The sequence below is a fragment of the Aeromonas sp. 603404 genome (genome assembly GCF_049171775.1).
In the GTDB taxonomy this organism is placed as follows: domain Bacteria; phylum Pseudomonadota; class Gammaproteobacteria; order Enterobacterales; family Aeromonadaceae; genus Aeromonas; species Aeromonas veronii_A.
In genome coordinates this window covers 14091-29614 of sequence record NZ_JAAKPE010000007.1, presented here as the reverse complement: position 1 = coordinate 29614, position 15524 = coordinate 14091, and the positions used below count along the sequence as shown (strand labels likewise).

Annotated in this window: 15 protein-coding genes; 4 read left to right on the top strand and 11 right to left on the bottom strand. The window is 61.4% G+C overall.

Annotation, left to right across the window (positions count from 1 at the left end):
• Positions 1-10: 10 nt before the first annotated feature.
• A complete protein-coding gene (locus tag G5306_RS11290; protein WP_005339607.1) occupies positions 11-661 on the bottom strand; it encodes an NUDIX hydrolase in 651 nt (216 codons plus the stop codon).
• Positions 662-735: 74 nt separating this feature from the next.
• Here G5306_RS11290 and G5306_RS11285 point away from each other — a divergent pair, with 74 nt between their 5' ends.
• Together G5306_RS11285 and pncB are read left to right on the top strand one after the other, a co-directional pair.
• Positions 736-1371: a nicotinamidase gene (locus tag G5306_RS11285; RefSeq protein ID WP_421312891.1), complete on the top strand. Its 636-nt coding sequence runs from the start codon at positions 736-738 to the stop codon at positions 1369-1371.
• 101 nt (positions 1372-1472) lie between these two features.
• On the top strand, positions 1473-2651 hold the full coding sequence (gene pncB / locus G5306_RS11280; protein ID WP_075116071.1) for a nicotinate phosphoribosyltransferase: 1179 nt from the start codon (positions 1473-1475) through the stop codon (positions 2649-2651).
• A gap of 72 nt (positions 2652-2723) precedes the next feature.
• Here pncB and G5306_RS11275 read toward each other — a convergent pair whose 3' ends face one another.
• From G5306_RS11275 to rph, 9 genes are all read right to left on the bottom strand, one after another.
• Positions 2724-3332, bottom strand: a complete 609-nt coding sequence (locus G5306_RS11275; RefSeq protein WP_005356138.1) for a thiol:disulfide interchange protein DsbA/DsbL — start codon at positions 3330-3332, stop codon at positions 2724-2726.
• A gap of 137 nt (positions 3333-3469) precedes the next feature.
• Positions 3470-4459 carry a serine/threonine protein kinase gene (locus tag G5306_RS11270; protein WP_421236315.1) on the bottom strand — a complete coding sequence of 330 codons (990 nt, stop codon included), beginning with the start codon at positions 4457-4459 and terminating at the stop codon, positions 3470-3472.
• A gap of 103 nt (positions 4460-4562) precedes the next feature.
• The gene (gene ccoG, locus G5306_RS11265) at positions 4563-6014 is read right to left on the bottom strand and encodes a cytochrome c oxidase accessory protein CcoG (protein ID WP_005342023.1); all 1452 of its coding nucleotides are present in this window, start codon (positions 6012-6014) and stop codon (positions 4563-4565) included.
• Between the two features lie 155 nt (positions 6015-6169).
• Positions 6170-6433: a YihD family protein gene (locus G5306_RS11260; protein WP_005339598.1), complete on the bottom strand. Its 264-nt coding sequence runs from the start codon at positions 6431-6433 to the stop codon at positions 6170-6172.
• A 30-nt stretch (positions 6434-6463) separates the two neighbouring features.
• Positions 6464-7618, bottom strand: a complete 1155-nt coding sequence (locus tag G5306_RS11255) for a GGDEF domain-containing protein (RefSeq protein WP_005339596.1) — start codon at positions 7616-7618, stop codon at positions 6464-6466.
• A 127-nt stretch (positions 7619-7745) separates the two neighbouring features.
• The gene (gene cueR, locus G5306_RS11250) at positions 7746-8135 is read right to left on the bottom strand and encodes a Cu(I)-responsive transcriptional regulator (RefSeq protein ID WP_005356117.1); all 390 of its coding nucleotides are present in this window, start codon (positions 8133-8135) and stop codon (positions 7746-7748) included.
• The gene (locus G5306_RS11245; RefSeq protein ID WP_421312890.1) at positions 8136-10565 is read right to left on the bottom strand and encodes a heavy metal translocating P-type ATPase; all 2430 of its coding nucleotides are present in this window, start codon (positions 10563-10565) and stop codon (positions 8136-8138) included.
• A gap of 178 nt (positions 10566-10743) precedes the next feature.
• Entirely contained in the window at positions 10744-11409 is a 666-nt protein-coding gene (gene pyrE / locus G5306_RS11240) for an orotate phosphoribosyltransferase (RefSeq protein ID WP_088870390.1), read from the bottom strand.
• Positions 11410-11484: 75 nt separating this feature from the next.
• The gene (rph, locus tag G5306_RS11235) at positions 11485-12201 is read right to left on the bottom strand and encodes a ribonuclease PH (protein WP_005339589.1); all 717 of its coding nucleotides are present in this window, start codon (positions 12199-12201) and stop codon (positions 11485-11487) included.
• A gap of 147 nt (positions 12202-12348) precedes the next feature.
• Here rph and G5306_RS11230 point away from each other — a divergent pair, with 147 nt between their 5' ends.
• Entirely contained in the window at positions 12349-13212 is an 864-nt protein-coding gene (locus G5306_RS11230) for a YicC/YloC family endoribonuclease (protein ID WP_005342032.1), read from the top strand.
• Positions 13213-13326: 114 nt separating this feature from the next.
• On the opposite strand, the gene G5306_RS11225 is transcribed toward G5306_RS11230, so the two are convergent.
• Positions 13327-14232, bottom strand: a complete 906-nt coding sequence (locus G5306_RS11225) for a LysR substrate-binding domain-containing protein (RefSeq protein WP_019446199.1) — start codon at positions 14230-14232, stop codon at positions 13327-13329.
• A 120-nt stretch (positions 14233-14352) separates the two neighbouring features.
• Between G5306_RS11225 and G5306_RS11220 the strand changes: the two genes are divergently transcribed.
• Positions 14353-15480 (top strand): S-(hydroxymethyl)glutathione dehydrogenase/class III alcohol dehydrogenase, encoded by a 1128-nt coding sequence (locus G5306_RS11220; protein ID WP_204477878.1) that lies wholly within the window; start codon positions 14353-14355, stop codon positions 15478-15480.
• Positions 15481-15524: the final 44 nt, after the last annotated feature.

Sequence of the window (15524 nt, the reverse complement as noted above, 5' to 3'; positions counted from 1 at the left end):
GATCTCTCTTTTACGCTTCTGCTCCGTGCATCACCTGATCGAACATCACGCAGCAGGGGCTCTCCAGCCGATAGAGAATGGCGGGGCGCTGTTTGCCGGTGCGCTTACGGCCGGTATCTACCAGAATGTCGGCGCGATGGATCCGCTTGCGAAATGCCGCCGTATTCATGGGTGTTTGCAGGATGATTTCGAAGGCGCGCTGCACCTCGGAGAGGGTGAACTCGGGCCCCAGCAGTTGCAGCGGCAGGGTGCTGTAGCGGCTCTTGATCCGCAGCCGCTCCAGTCCCTTGGCGATAAGCTGGACATGGTCGAAGGCGAGGCTCAGCCCCGGCAGGTTGGCGAGCGGATGCCAGCAACCGTGGATCGCCTCCACTTCCGGATCCACCAGACAGAGATAGACCAGGGTCGTGGACCAGCCGCGGGGATCCCGCTCCAGATTGCCGAGGGTGCAGACCTGCTCGCTGTAGCAGTGACCGAGCCCCCACTCCGCCAGCAGACGGCGCTGGGCGGCATCGAGATCCCGATCCCGGGTCTCGTCGATGCGCAGCGCAGGCAGTTGCCAGCAGTGGGCAAAGGGGGGGCGATCGCGGGTCTCGAGCAGCAGCTCGAGCCGCTCCTCATGCAACCGCAGCACCACCATATCCAGACTCATTCTCAGCATGCCGATCGCCCTGCTCGCCTTCCATTAATGTTTGGTAGATAATATCACACGAATAGTATGTGCAGGAGCCAATCATGGGAACCGTCGCCAGCCTGGATATTGATGCGCAGAAGGGCTTTACCCCTCTCTGCCCGAACGAACTGCCCGTCGCGGGCGGTGATGATATTGTGGCTGCGCTCAACGCTCAGGCCACCCTCACCACGCTGCGGATCGGCAGCAAGGACTCTCACCCTGCCAATGCCGACTGGGCCGTCTCTGACCCTGCCGGTATGCTGTTGCCGCTGGATCTGCCCAACGCCGACCTCACCTGGCCGGTGCACTGCGTACCGGGCAGCAAGGGCTTCGAGCTGCTCGACGGCCTGCCCGCTCCCATCGACTATGACTTCTTCGTCTGGAAGGGGGTCGAGCCGGATCTCCATCCCTACGGCACCTGCTTCCACGACCTGGCAGAACGGCGCAGCACCGGACTCATCGAATTTCTGCAAGCCCGCAAGGTCGATACCGTACTGGTCGGCGGCCTTGCCACCGACTACTGTGTCAAAACCAGCGTGCTGCAACTGCGCCGCGCCGGTTTCCGGGTAATCGTCCATCTCGATGCCTGCCGTGGCATCGCCCCCGAGACGGTTGCCAGCGCCCACACCCAGATGATCGAAGCTGGCGCCGAACTGGCCCAGACCCTGATCGATGTACAACGCCTGCTGGACGCCTGATATGCCACCGATTCTTACCAGCCTGCTCGACACCGACGCCTGCACGTTACATATGCGGCAGGGGAGCTCCATCGTGCTCACCAGTCTGCGAGGAGCCTGATATGCCCCCAATCCTCACCAGCCTGCTCGACACCGACGCCTACAAGCTGCATATGCAGCAGGCGGTGTTCCATCGCTATCCGGATGCCGAGGTGGTGGCCGAGTTTCACAGCCGCAATGAAGAGGATCTGCTGCCCATGATGGGGCAGATCGAGGAGCAACTGCGCCTCGCCGGTTCCCTGCGACTGACCAGGCCAGAGCTCGATTTTCTGGCCGAGCGTCCCTTCTTCACTCCTGACTACCTCGACCACCTGCGCCGCAAGCCGCTCGATGCCTCGCTGCTCAAGGTGTTCGAGCAGGATGGCCGCATCAATGTGCGGGTCGAGGGCCCGTGGCAGGATGTGATCCTGTGGGAGATCCCGGTGCTCGCCATCATCAGCGAGATGCGCAACCGCTTCCGCTACCCCCAGTTCGGCGTCAGCCACGCGCTGGATCGGCTCGATCAGAAGATCGATAAGCTGGAACGGGAGCTGAGCAGCGACGAGATGAGCGAGTTCAACCTCATCGACTTCGGCACCCGCCGCCGCTTCTCCCATGCGGTACAGGATGCGGTAGTGGGTCGCCTCAAGGAGCGTCTGCCGGCGTTTCGCGGCACCAGCAACTATATGCTGGCCCAGAAGTACAAGCTGCCCGCGGTCGGCACCCAGGCCCATGAGTGGTTCCAGGCGCACCAGCAGCTCGGCTTCCCGCTGGAGCACAGCCAGCGCGCAGCCCTCACCAGCTGGCTGGACGAGTTCACCGACCATCTCGGCATCGCCCTGACCGACTGCATCACCATGGATGCCTTCCTGCGCGACTTCGACTTCGAGCTGGCCAGCAGCTATCAGGGCTTGCGCCACGACTCCGGCGATCCCGTGGTGTGGGGCGAGAAGGCGATCAGCCACTATCAGCGCCTTGGCATCGACCCCACCGACAAGACCCTGGTCTTCTCCGACGGGCTCAACCTCGACAAGGCGGTGCAGCTGTTCCGCCACTTCCGTGGTCGCATCAACACCAGTTTCGGCATCGGCACCAAGCTCACCTGCGATCTGCCCGGTGTCAGCCCGATGAACATCGTCTTCAAGCTGATCGAGTGCAATGGCGGCCCGGTTGCCAAGATCTCCGACAGCCCTGGCAAGACCCTCTGTCGGGATGCGGAGTTTATCCGCAACCTCAAACAGGCGTTCCACGTCGGGGTCTGATCTTCGAGATCGCCAGAAGACAAAAAGCCCGCCGGTTCGCACCGGCGGGCTTTTTTATCGACTCAAGGGGTATCAGTCTTTCTTGGCCAGCAGGAACTGCACCAGCTTGTTGAACTGCTCTTGAGAAGTGATGGATTCAATCTTCACCATGTACTTGCCGTTCACCAGGAAGGCCGGCACACCGCGAATGTTGTAGCTCTCGGTGTTGCGATCGAACTGGGAGACCATGCCGGAGACGGCGAAGCTGTCGACGGCACCGTCGAACTCTTCGGCCGGTACGCCGTTGTCCACGAAGATCTTCTTCACATCGTCACGGCTCATCGGCGGCTGACGCTGGGTGTGGATCTTGTTGAAGATGGCCGGGGTCAGCTTGGCTTCGGCATTGAGCAGACTTGCAACGGCGTAGGCACGCTGCATCTCGGGGCCCATTTCGCGACCGAGGAAAGCAACCGGGTTCTTCTTGAGGGGCACCCCCTCTGGCAACCCGGCCTTCAACTGTTCAACGATCGGTTCGAAGGTGGCGCAGTGCGGGCAGTAGTAGGAGAAGAACTCCATCACTTCCGGCTGGGCACTGCCAGTCTGTTTGACCACATCGTAGTTGACGCCTTCCTTGAACTCGGGGGCGGCGTGAACCATGGGGATCATCAGCATGGCAGCAAGGAAAAATAGAACTTTTTTCATGATGTTTCCTGTTAAGGGATCACTGTGAGGCACGCCCGGCGAACCGAAGCAGTGCCAAGCCTATTGTTTCGCCATGCTGACGTCAATGGTCAGGGCCGGAGATCGAGTCCCGCTTGCCGTGCAAGATCCCTTCTATTTCACCAGTTTGGCATCAGACTCAACGGCGGTGCCTTCAGTGCTTCCAGCTGATCGTGCAGTGTCGCTATCTGTTGACGCCAGTAGTGATCGGTATTGAACCAGGGGAAGTGACGGGGGAAGGCGGGATCTTCCCAGCGCCGTGCCAGCCACGCCATGTAATGAACGATGCGCATCGCCCGCAGCGGCTCGATCAGCGCCAGCTCCCGCGAGTCGAACTCCATAAACTCCTCGTAGCCCGCCAGCAGGGTGTCGAGCTGGATCTGCTGCTCGTGGCGCTCGCCGCTAAGCATCATCCAGAGATCCTGAATCGCGGGGCCGGTACGGCAATCATCGAGGTCGACAAACATGGGGCCATCGCGCCACAGGATGTTGCCCGGGTGGCAATCACCATGCAGGGAGATCTGCGCCACATCGAGGGTCATGGCGTCGCTGACATGTTTGATCAGCTCGTCGAGCACCCCGAAGAATTGCTTCGCCAGCCCGCTTGGCAGCCACTCGCCAGACGCCAGCAGCTGACGCGGTTCGTGCAGCATGCTCTCCACATCGAGCCGTACCCGATGGTGGAACGGCTTGCTGGCACCGATCTGATGAATGCGGCCGAGGAAACGCCCCACCCACTCAAGCTGGTCGAGATTATCCACCTCGAACTGGCGGCCACCGACGCTCTGCCAGATGGCAAAGAGGTAGCCCTCGTGCTCCAGCAGGGTCTCGCCCGCGAAGGCGAGCGGCGCGGCGACCGGGATCTCAGCCTCTGCAAGGCGGGTGGCAAACTCGTGCTCCTCGAGGATCTGGGCCCGGCTCCAGCGGCCGGGGCGGTAGAACTTCACCACATAGCGGCGACGATCCTCATCCTGAAACTGATAGACCCGGTTTTCGTAACTGTTGAGCTCGATAAGGCCGGAGTCGAGCCGCAGGCCACTGAGATCGAGCGCATCCATGATGAGGTCGGGATTGAGGTCGGAATAGTTGAAACGCATGTCATCCACCATAAGAAAGGGGCGCCGTTGCGCCCCATTCTATCACTACTGACCGGCATTGCCGTGCTCGCTGGTGACCGGATTATTGCCACGCCCGGCCCGCAATCACACGCAGTTACAACCGGCTGATAAACTTGCTGCCCTGGCGCAGGTTGCCCTTGCTGTCATCGGGCGCCGCCCCCTCCCGTTTCAGCACGAACTGGATATCCAGCGTTGGTCGTTTCAGGTTGTAGGGGTCGACCGCCAGACTGACCGGCAGGGTGTAGATCTCGCCCGCCTTCAGGGTCACTTCACGGGGGCCGAACCACTGATACTCGGGCAAGCCCTCCACATCCAGCTGGTAGGTCTGGGACTGCAGGGTCTTGTTGAGGATCTTGAGGGTATAGGTGTTCTCGATAAGCCCCTCGCTGTTCTCGCGGAACAGCTGGTTGCGATCCCGCAGAATGTCGAGCCCCATCGGCATGATGGACATGGCGTTGTAGACAAACACCCCCAGCATCACCGCCATCACCAGCCCATAGCCAATCAGCTTGGGCCGAGCCACATGGGTGGAGTCGTTGGCCAGCTTGTGCTCTGTGGTGTAGCTGATAAGCCCTTTCGGATAACCCATACGTTCCATGGTCTGGTCGCAGGCATCGACGCAGGCACCGCAGTTGATGCACTCGTACTGCAGGCCGTCGCGAATATCGATACCGGTCGGGCAGACCTGCACGCAAAGATCGCAGTCGATACAGTCACCCAGCCCCATCGCCTTGGGATCCGCCTTGCGGGAACGGGCGCCACGGGTCTCGCCACGCTTGGTGTCATAACCGACTATAAAGGTGTCCTTGTCGAACATGGCGGACTGGAAGCGGGCATAGGGGCACATGTGGATACACATGATGGCACGCATCCAGCCTGCATTGCCGTAGGTGATGATGGTGAAGAAGAGCACCCAGAACAGCACCCATCCGCTGGCCTGCAGGGTGAAGAGATCCGGCACCAGTTCAGTCACATCCTGGAAGTAGGCGACGAAGGTCAGGCCGGTTACCAGCGAGATCGCCAACCAGGCCAGATGCTTGGCTCCCTTGCGGGCCAGCTTCTCGCCGCTCCAGGGCGCCTCGTCCAGCTTGCGCCGCTTGTTGGCGGGCCCTTCCAGCTTCTCTTCAAACCAGATGAACATGAAGGTCCAGACCGTCTGCGGGCAGAGATAGCCACACCAGACCCGACCGAGGAAGGTGGTAATAAAGAAGAGTCCGAAGGCGGCGATCATGAAGAGCCAGGCGAGCAGGGTCAGATCCTGCGGCCAGATGGTGGCGCCAAAGATATGGAACTGCTGATGACCGAGGTCGAACAGCACCGCCTGTCGCCCGTCGTAACGCAGCCAGGGCAACAGCACGAACAGCGCCACAAAGAACCAGCCCATGGCCTTGCGCATCCGCTGCCAATACCCTTTCTGGGCCCGCACATAGATGCGGTTGCCCGGGTTGAATCTGTCGTCGCTGGCTTTGAACGTATTGGGGTTGAAGGTCCCGGTTACGCCCTTGTCGGTGACGTCCTTGATATCGATTTTATCGTGGTCGGCCATTGCAAGACATCGCTCCCTTATTTGTTATGGAGCGGATTATATCTTAAACAGCATGCTAATTGTGTGGATTAGATGTATCTAATATTGGGGTTGGATCGCAATTTTCGGCAACAAAAAAGCGCATCACCCCGAGGTGATGCGCTTCCGCTAAAGATTCACTTGATTCCGCGGGCCTTGAGCAGTGCCTCTTTGAAATCGGGCACATGATCCTTGGCCAGACCGGGGATCATCGCCTGCTTATCGGATTCCCGCATCTTGAGGTGATAGATCAGCATGTCGTCGGTCAGCTCGGACAGAGGCCCTTCAAATCCCGCTTCTTGGGCCAGTTTGGCAACAAACTGCACCAGGCTGAGATCCTGTTCCTTGATCCAGGCAGGCTGCAACAACTCCAGCAGCTCTTCGATACGATGACATTGCATAGACAACCTCTTTAATCTGTCACGTTAAATTCAGGCAACCTTACCCATCAAGGCTACTTCGATTCGATCCCGCCCATTATGCTTGGCCTGATAGAGTGCCGCATCCGCTTTTTGGATCAAATCGGCGATTTTCATGCTGTTGTCCGGTATCAGTGTCGCAACACCAAAACTACATGTGACCCGACCGGAGACCAGTGACTTCTGGTGCGGGATGGCCAGCTCCTTGAGCGCCTGCCGCACATTGTCGGCCACCTGCAGTGCCCCCTGCATGCCGGTGCAGGGCAGCAGCAAGGCGAACTCTTCGCCCCCGTACCGGGCCGCCAGATCGTCCTCGCGCCGCTCCACCTCGGCCAGCAAGCCAGCCACCTGTTGCAAACAGTCATCCCCCAGCTGATGGCCGTAGAGATCGTTGAACTGCTTGAAGTAATCCACATCCACCAGCACCAGCGACAACGGCGCCCGGGCGCGATGGCAGCGCCGCCAGGCCCGCTCCAGAGAGTCGTCGAGATGGGCGCGGTTGGCGATGCCGGTCAGGCCGTCGAGGCGGGAGGTGAGACGCAAATGCTCGGAGACCGCCTTCAGTTCGGCCACCAGCTCGGCGTTGGAGAAACGGTGGTGGAGCGAGGCGATCTGATCCCGCCGCATCCGGCGCAACAGGGTCGGCAGAAAGACAAACAGATAGCCCGCCAGCATGCAGGAGACAATCCGCTCCTGCTCGTTGCCATTGCCCAGCTCGAACAGCATCGCCATGCCCAGCGGCAGGGCGGAACCATAGAGGGTGCGGCGGCTGCCAAACAGCATGATGGCGCTGCCGGTAAGAATGAGACTGGAGAGCATCATCATGGCGGCCCGGTAGGTATCGGGCAGCTTGTCCATGTAGAGCAGCACCCCGAGGGCCCAGATGATGGAGGTGATGGTGGCTCCGATAAAGAGCTCCCGCTCCAGCACCGGCAACGGCGTCTGGTGCAGGCGGGCTCGGCGCCAGCGCAGGTGCCAGCCCCGACCCAGTAGCCACAGGAAAGTGCCTGCCAGCCAACCGAGCGCTTCGATGGCGGGTAGATAGTCGTGAAACAGCAGACTCCAGCCAAATGCCAACACGCCCAAACAGGGGAGACTGAACGATGCATGGGTATAGAGCTGGGCCATAATGGCCTGCTTAACCTGACGTGTCACACTCTGGGTCAACTGAGTACTCCTGTACAAGAGCCGAGCAGTCTACCATTACCCCCTGACCCGCAACAATAAAGCGCCGCTTATTAAGAAGTTAATCAATCAATAACGATTTCTTCTGCGCTGGCAGGTGAGTCCTTGCTCACCCCTTCTCCAATTCATCGAGGATCGGGCACTCGGGATTTTCATCCCCGTGGCAGCAGCAAACCAACCCTTCCAGGGAGGTAAGCATGGCCTGCAAACCGGCAATGCGGGCGCGCAGATCGACGATCTTCTCCTGCGCCAGCTTCTTCACCTGGGCGCTGGTTCTGTGTTCGTCCCGATAGAGTGCCAGCAGCTCCTGACACTCTTCCAGATTGAAGCCGGTCTCCCGCGCCCGCTTGACGAAACGCAGCTCGCGCAGCGCCCCCTCGGTGTAACTGCGATAACCGTTGTCACTGCGTACCGGGGCTGTGATGAGGCCAATGCTCTCGTAATAACGGATGGTCTTGGCGGTCAGCCCAGTGGCCTTGGCAACCTTGCTGATGTTCATTTATGCCTCCTTACTGATCGGGTTGGATGCTGGCCCGTGCGCCGCCCTGGGCTGCCAGCGTTTCAATAACAGGGAATTGCTCAAAACGGTAATGCTGCTCAGGGCCATGGCCGCCCCCGCCAGCTCGGGGCTGAGGTAGCCCAGCGCCGCCAGCGGAATGCCGATGATGTTGAACACGAAGGCCCAGAACAGATTCTGCTGTATGGTGCGCCAGGTCGCCGCCGAGATGTCGATGGCATCGGCCACCAGCCGCGGGTCGGATCGCATCAGGGTGATGGAAGCAGTCTCCATCGCCACATCGGAGCCGGAGCCCATGGCGATACCGACATCCGCCGCCGCCAGCGCCGGGGCGTCGTTCACCCCGTCCCCCACCATGGCCACCAGCCCGCGGGTTTGCGCCCGCAACGCCTCCACTTTCTCCACCTTGCCCGCTGGCAGCACGGAGTCAAAGGCTCCGTCCAGCCCCAGCTTGGCGGCGATATGGGCCACCGGCGCCGGTGCATCGCCACTCACCAGCCAGCTGGCGATACCGCGCTGGCGCAGGGTGGCGATGGCTTCCGGGCTCTCGGGGCGCAGGGTATCGGCCAAAGCAGCGATACCAACCACAGCACCGTCGATGGCCACCCAAACCCGGGTCGCCCCATCGGCGGCTTGTTCATCCTGTTGCGGCATTTCAATCTCGAGCTGGGCCAGCAGGGAGCCATTGCCGATAGCGACCCTGTGGCCCGCCACCTGACCGACAATACCGGCCCCGACCCGCACCTCGACCGCGTCGGGCTGGGGCAGTATCGCCTCCTTGCCGACTGCCTCGCGCATGGCCAGCGCCAGCGGGTGTTCGCTCGCCTGCTGCAGGGCGGCAGCGAGGCGCAGTTGCTCGTCATTGCCGCTCCAGCTCGCCAGCACGGGCTTGCCTTGGGTCAAAGTGCCTGTCTTGTCGAAGATAAGCGCCTTGATGGCGTGGGCCTTCTGCAGGGTATCCACATCCTTGATCAGAATGCCGTGGCGCGCCGCGACGCCGGTACCGGTGACGATGGCCGCCGGGGTCGCCAGCCCCAGCGCACAGGGGCAGGCGATAACCAGCACCGCCACCGCTGCCAGCAGCGCCTGACCGAAGTCGTTGCTGATGGCGTACCACACCAGCAGGGTAAACAGGGCTATGGCCATCACCACAGGTACAAACACGGCAGAGACCTTGTCCACCAGCTGTTGCAGCGGGGCCTTGCCCATCTGGGCACTCTCCACCAGCGCGATGATCTTGCTGAGGCTGGAGTCCTCCCCTACGGTAGTGGCTTCAATTTCCAGCACGCCGGAGCGGTTGATGGCGCCGCCCAGCACCTTGTCGCCCGCACTGCGCGGCACCGGCAGGCTCTCGCCGGTGAGGATCGACTCGTCCAGTTCGCTGGCGCCGCTCACGATTTTGCCGTCCACCGGCACCCGCTCACCCACCAGCACCCGCAGCCGATCGCCACGCAGCACCTCGTCGATGGCGACGCTCTGCCAGCTCTCGCCACGCCAGACGGTGGCGGTTTCCGGTCGCAGCGCCATCAGTTCGCGAATGGCGGACTGGGTGCTGCGTCTGGCCCGTGCCTCCAGCAACTTGCCGAGAGAAATCAGGGTGATGATGATGGCGCTCGCCTCGAAATAGAGCTTGCCGCTGGCGGCCATCCCCAGCGTAAACAACAGATAGAGGCTGTAGAAGTAGGCGGCGCTGGTACCGGTGGCCACCAGCACATCCATATTGGCGGAGCGGTTCTTGATGGCGAGCCAGGCGCCGCGATAGAAACGGGCTCCGATCCAGAACTGTACCGGGGTGGCGAGCAGCAGCTCCAGCCAGGCGGGCAGATGCCAGGGGAACAGTCCGGCCATGGCCAGCATCCCCACCAGCAGCGGCAAGGTCAGCAAAGCCGAGACGATGACCCGGGTCTGCGCCTGACGGGCAGTGGCGACCTCCTGCGCTTCCCGCTCCAGCAACTGCTGGCGGCGGCCGCTGGCCGAGCCTTGTGCCAACTGGGCGCCAAAGCCGAGCGCTTCGATCTGCTCGCGCAAAGCTGCCGGGGTTTGCATCCCGGGGACCAGCACGATCCGGGCCTGTTCGATGGAGAAGTTGACCTCGGCCGAGATAACGCCGGGCAGCGCCGCCAGCATCTTGTTCAGGCGGGCAGAACAACCGGCACAAGTCATGCCGGTAATCTGAAACAGGATTGTCTCGCTGCCGTAGTCGTAACCCTGACTCTTGATGCTGTCGAGCACCACTGGCAGACGGTCGGGACTGGCCAGCTCGATGGCCGCCTGCTCCAGCGCGAAGTTGACGGTGGCCGATACCCCGTCGAGTTTGTTGAGGCTGGTCGCGATGCGGCCTGCGCAGTTGGCGCAGCTCATGCCGCTCAGCGGCAACTGCAGATGAATGGGTGATTGAAGATGAGTGGTCATGTTGTTCCTCCCCGGAACCCGTCGGCACCACAAAACGCCGACTTGCAAACCCTAACCTTTACTGTAAGGGCAAGCTCAAGCCACATGATCCACTTTTTGCAGATGAAAAAACGGCGCCCGTTTGCTGCCAGAGAACAAACGGGCGCCGCATTCAGCTATTGCGCGGTGTGAGCGGAGCTCAGATACCGTACTGGGCGCGATAAGCCTTCATAGCCGCCAGTTGCGCCGCCAGCTCCGGCTGCTCGGCCTGCTTCTCTTCCAGCTTTTCTTCCAAATAAGCGATCAGGTCGCTCATCTGGATGATGGCGATGATGTGGGCGCCGTAGTCACGCTCCACCTCCTGAATGGCGGAGAGCTCGCCCTTGCCCTTCTCCTGACGATCCAGCGCGATCAGCACGCCCGCCAGCGAGGCGCCGTTGGCCTGGATCAGATCCATGGATTCGCGGATGGCAGTGCCGGCGGTGATGACGTCGTCCACCAGCATGATCCGCCCCTTGAGCGGGCTGCCCACCAGATTGCCGCCCTCGCCGTGATCCTTGGCCTCCTTGCGGTTGAAGCACCAGGGCACATCCACATCGTGCTGCTCCACCAGCTGCACGGCGGTGGCTGAGGCGATGGGGATCCCCTTGTAGGCCGGGCCAAACAGCACATCGAACTCGATACCGGCATCCATCAGAGCGGCGGCATAGAAGCGGCCGAGACGGGCCAGATCGCGGCCGCTGTTGAACAGACCGGCGTTGAAGAAGTAGGGGCTTTTACGACCGGATTTCAGGGTAAATTCACCGAATTTGAGGACCTGTTTCTCCAGGGCGAACTCGATAAATTGACGCTGGTAGGCTTTCATTCTGGCTCCTTGCTTGGCTTGTCGTTGTCTTGTGTGGGGGTATAAAAAAACGCGGTCAATGCCGCGTTTTTAAAATTATGAAAGTGACTGCTTCTGCAGCGCAATGATGTCGGCAATGCCGCCCTTGGCGAGCGCCAGCATCTCCAGCAACTCTTCATGGGTGAAGGGCTCGGCCTCCGCGGTGCCCTGCACCTCGATGATGCGACCATCTTCGGTCATCACCACGTTCATGTCGGTCTCGGCGGCGGAGTCTTCGATGTACTCCAGATCGCAGATGGCTTCGCCCTGATACATGCCGACGGAGACGGCGGCGATCATCTGCTTGAGCGGGCTCTGCTTGATCATGCCCTTCTCGACCATCCAGTTCAGCGCATCCACCAGCGCCACGCAGGCACCGGTAATGGAGGCGGTGCGGGTGCCGCCATCGGCTTGCAGCACGTCACAGTCAACTGTGATGGAGTGCTCGCCCAGCGCAGTCAGATCTACCGCGGCGCGCAGGGAGCGGGCGATCAGACGGGAGATCTCCAGAGTACGGCCACTCTGCTTGCCGGAGGCCGCTTCGCGGTTCATCCGGGAGTGGGTGGAGCGCGGCAGCATGCCGTACTCGGCGGTGACCCAGCCCTGGTTCTTCCCTTTCAGGAAGCGCGGAACGCTGGTGTCGACGCTGGCGGTGCAGAGCACGCGAGTGTTACCGAACTCCACCAGCACTGAGCCTTCTGCATGTTTGGTGAAATTGCGGGTAATGGTAACCGGGCGAAGTTGCGCGGCACTGCGATCGCTTGGACGTGACATGGAACGGACCTCTGGGCTGGCTCAAATTGGCGGGGGATTATAAGTGATCCCGCCCCAAATATCAGCCGCTAAAACCACGGCATCGGCTGACGAGCAGGGCCAGGCTGAGTATACTGGCCGCACACTTCATCAAGCCCGGAACAATCAATGATTCACAGCATGACCGCCTACGCCCGCAAGGAATTCAAGGGCGACTGGGGCACAGCCGTTTGGGAAATCCGTTCGGTCAACCAGCGTTATCTGGAGACCTACATTCGCCTGCCGGAGCAACTGCGCAGCCTGGAGCCGGTACTGCGTGAGCGTTTCCGCGCCAAGCTGCAGCGCGGCAAGGTGGAGTGCAACCTGCGTTTCGAGGCCGCTCAGGCCGCTGCCAGCCAGCTGCACATTAATGAAGAGCTGGCCAAGCTGATCATCGACAGCGCCAGCTGGGTAATGAAAGAGGCGGGTCAGGGCCAGCTCAACCCGGTCGACGTACTGCGTTGGCCGGGCGTCATGGCTGCCGCCGAACAGGACATGGACGCGGTCGCCACCGAGCTGCTCGGCGGTTTTGACCAGACCATGGAAGATTTCCTCGCCTCCCGCGCCAGCGAAGGGGCCAACCTCAAAGCCCTGATCGAACAGCGTCTGGCCGGTATTCAGGTGGAAGTGAAGAAGGTGCGCGTCCACCTGCCGCAGATCATCGAGTGGCAGCGCCAGAAGCTCACCGACCGTCTGGCCGAAGCCAAGGTGGAGCTGGATCCGGCCCGCATCGAACAGGAGATCGTGCTGCTGGCCCAGAAGATCGACGTGGCCGAAGAGCTGGATCGTCTGGAGATGCACATCAGCGAAACCAACAAGATCATGAAAAAGGGTGGCGCCTGTGGCCGTCGTCTCGACTTTATGATGCAGGAGTTCAACCGCGAGTCGAACACCCTAGGCTCCAAGTCCATCAATGCCGAAGTGACCCAGTCCGCCGTCGAGCTGAAAGTCCTTATCGAGCAGATGCGCGAGCAAATTCAAAACATCGAGTGATCGCTTGAACCCCACTTGCCAATAAAGAGAGCCCTTGATTCCTCAAGGGCTCTTTTATTTTCAGGCCATCGCATCTGTCGCCCGCCGCCGGTGAGTCAACGGCTGGGGAGCACCCTAGCCTATCGGCATCACCAGCGCCGGTTGGTGCGGGTCGCTCAGCCGCTCGGCGAGGTAGTCCACCAGCAGTCGCACCTTGGGGGAGAGGTGGCGGTTGTGGGGATAGAGGGCCCAGATCCCCTCGGCCGGAGCCCGCAGTTCGGGCAGCAGCTCGATAAGCTCGCCTCGGGCCAGATGGTCGCTCACGTAGTAGTCCGGCAGCTGGATGATGCCGATCCCCTTGAGCGCCGCATCCAGCAGGGCATGGCCGCTGTTGCACTGCAACAGGCCGCGCACCCGCACGCTGTGGGGGCGGCCATCCAGGGTGAAGTGCCACTCGTCGCTGTTGCCCACCAGGCAGGTGTGGCGGGTCAGCTCGGAGAGGCTGTTGGGCATGCCGTGGCGGGCGGTGTAGGCCGGTGAGGCGCAGACATAGGGCACCCGCTGCGCCAGCTTGCGCGCCACCAGCGTCGAATCCTTGAGGTGGCCAAGCCGCAGCGCCAGATCGTAGCCTTCATGCACCAGATCCAGCAGCTGGTTGGTGAGGTTGAGGGTCACCTCCAACTGGGGAAAGCGCACCATAAAGTCATTCACCAGCGGGGCGATGCGGCTCTCGCCGTAGGAGACGGGGGCCGTGATGCGCAGCGACCCTTGCGGCACCGCCTGATGGCGCCCCACCGCCAGCTCCGCCTCGTAGAGGTTGTCCAGCAGCTGGCGGCAGTGGCGATAGTAGATCTCGCCAAGCTCGGTGAGCCGCACCTGACGGGTGGTACGCAGCAGCAGCTTGGCCTGCAGCCGATCTTCCAGCTGTGCCACCTGACGGCTGACCTGCGCCACCGACACTCCCAGCTTGCGCGCCGCCGGGGTAAAGCCCCCCTGCTCCGCCACGCTGACAAATTCACAGATCCCTTCCCAACCGAACATTATTACCTGTGTGTAAAAGTGATTTGAGATTTGCCCTCATTATCACCAAATCGGCGGGAAACTACACTGAATGTCCGAACTCATCTCTGTTCACCCTGCTCAACAAGAAGGATGTCATTCATGGCACAGGTTCAAAGCATCAAGTGTAAAGCCGCCATCGCCTGGGGCCCGGGTCAGCCCCTCTCCATCGAAGAGGTCGAGGTCATGCCGCCGCAAGCGGGCGAGGTGCGGGTGCGCATCGTCGCGACCGGCGTCTGCCACACCGATGCCTTCACCCTCTCCGGTGAGGATCCGGAAGGGGTCTTCCCCTGCATTCTCGGCCACGAGGGGGGCGGCATCGTCGAATCCATCGGCGAAGGGGTCACCAGCGTCAAAGTCGGCGATCACGTGATCCCGCTCTACACCCCCGAGTGCGGCGAGTGCAAATTCTGCAAATCCGGCAAGACCAACCTCTGCCAGAAGATCCGCGCCACCCAGGGCAAGGGGCTGATGCCGGACGGTACCACCCGCTTCTCGAAAGATGGCCAGCCCATCTATCACTACATGGGCACCTCCACCTTCAGCGAATACACGGTGCTGCCGGAGATCTCCATTGCCAAGGTAGACCCGGCCGCCCCGCTGGAAGAGGTCTGCCTGCTCGGCTGCGGCGTCACCACCGGCATAGGCGCCGTGATGAACACCGCCAAGGTGAAAGAGGGTGAGAGCGTAGCCATCTTCGGACTGGGTGGCATCGGCCTCTCGGCGGTGATCGGGGCTCGTCTGGCCAAGGCCGGTCGCATCATCGCCATCGACATCAACGAGAGCAAGTTCGAACTGGCCCGCAAGCTGGGCGCCACCGACTGCATCAACCCGAACGATTACGACAAACCGATTCAGGAGGTGATCGTCGAGCTGACCGATGGCGGCGTCGACTTCTCCTTCGAGTGCATCGGCAACGTCAAGGTGATGCGTGCGGCGCTGGAGTGCTGCCACAAGGGCTGGGGTGAGTCGGTCATTATCGGCGTCGCCGGAGCGGGTCAGGAGATCAGCACCCGTCCGTTCCAACTGGTGACCGGTCGGGTCTGGCGCGGCAGCGCCTTCGGCGGGGTTCGCGGTCGCAGCGAGCTACCGAGCTATGTGCAGCGCTATATGCAGGGTGAGTTCCGCCTCGATGACTTCATCACCCACACCATGGGGCTTGAGCAGATCAACGATGCGTTCGATCTGATGCACGAAGGCAAGAGCATCCGCACCGTCATCCACTACTGAGCATGATCACCCCGCCCGCCATCGTGGGCGGGGTGCAGGAGTCC

Excerpts from the sequence above, each read along its gene's own strand:
- ccoG (WP_005342023.1), bottom strand. The coding sequence starts at position 6,014 with ATGGCCGACCACGATAAAATCGATATCAAGGACGTCACCGACAAGGGC.
- G5306_RS11270 (WP_421236315.1), bottom strand. The coding sequence starts at position 4,459 with ATGGTGGATGACATGCGTTTCAACTATTCCGACCTCAATCCCGACCTC.
- G5306_RS11230 (WP_005342032.1), top strand. The coding sequence starts at position 12,349 with ATGATTCACAGCATGACCGCCTACGCCCGCAAGGAATTCAAGGGCGAC.
- pyrE (WP_088870390.1), bottom strand. The coding sequence starts at position 11,409 with ATGAAAGCCTACCAGCGTCAATTTATCGAGTTCGCCCTGGAGAAACAG.
- G5306_RS11260 (WP_005339598.1), bottom strand. The coding sequence starts at position 6,433 with ATGCAATGTCATCGTATCGAAGAGCTGCTGGAGTTGTTGCAGCCTGCC.
- pncB (WP_075116071.1), top strand. The coding sequence starts at position 1,473 with ATGCCCCCAATCCTCACCAGCCTGCTCGACACCGACGCCTACAAGCTG.
- G5306_RS11290 (WP_005339607.1), bottom strand. The coding sequence starts at position 661 with ATGCTGAGAATGAGTCTGGATATGGTGGTGCTGCGGTTGCATGAGGAG.
- G5306_RS11225 (WP_019446199.1), bottom strand. The coding sequence starts at position 14,232 with ATGTTCGGTTGGGAAGGGATCTGTGAATTTGTCAGCGTGGCGGAGCAG.
- G5306_RS11285 (WP_421312891.1), top strand. The coding sequence starts at position 736 with ATGGGAACCGTCGCCAGCCTGGATATTGATGCGCAGAAGGGCTTTACC.
- G5306_RS11220 (WP_204477878.1), top strand. The coding sequence starts at position 14,353 with ATGGCACAGGTTCAAAGCATCAAGTGTAAAGCCGCCATCGCCTGGGGC.
- G5306_RS11275 (WP_005356138.1), bottom strand. The coding sequence starts at position 3,332 with ATGAAAAAAGTTCTATTTTTCCTTGCTGCCATGCTGATGATCCCCATG.
- G5306_RS11245 (WP_421312890.1), bottom strand. The coding sequence starts at position 10,565 with ATGACCACTCATCTTCAATCACCCATTCATCTGCAGTTGCCGCTGAGC.
- rph (WP_005339589.1), bottom strand. The coding sequence starts at position 12,201 with ATGTCACGTCCAAGCGATCGCAGTGCCGCGCAACTTCGCCCGGTTACC.
- cueR (WP_005356117.1), bottom strand. The coding sequence starts at position 8,135 with ATGAACATCAGCAAGGTTGCCAAGGCCACTGGGCTGACCGCCAAGACC.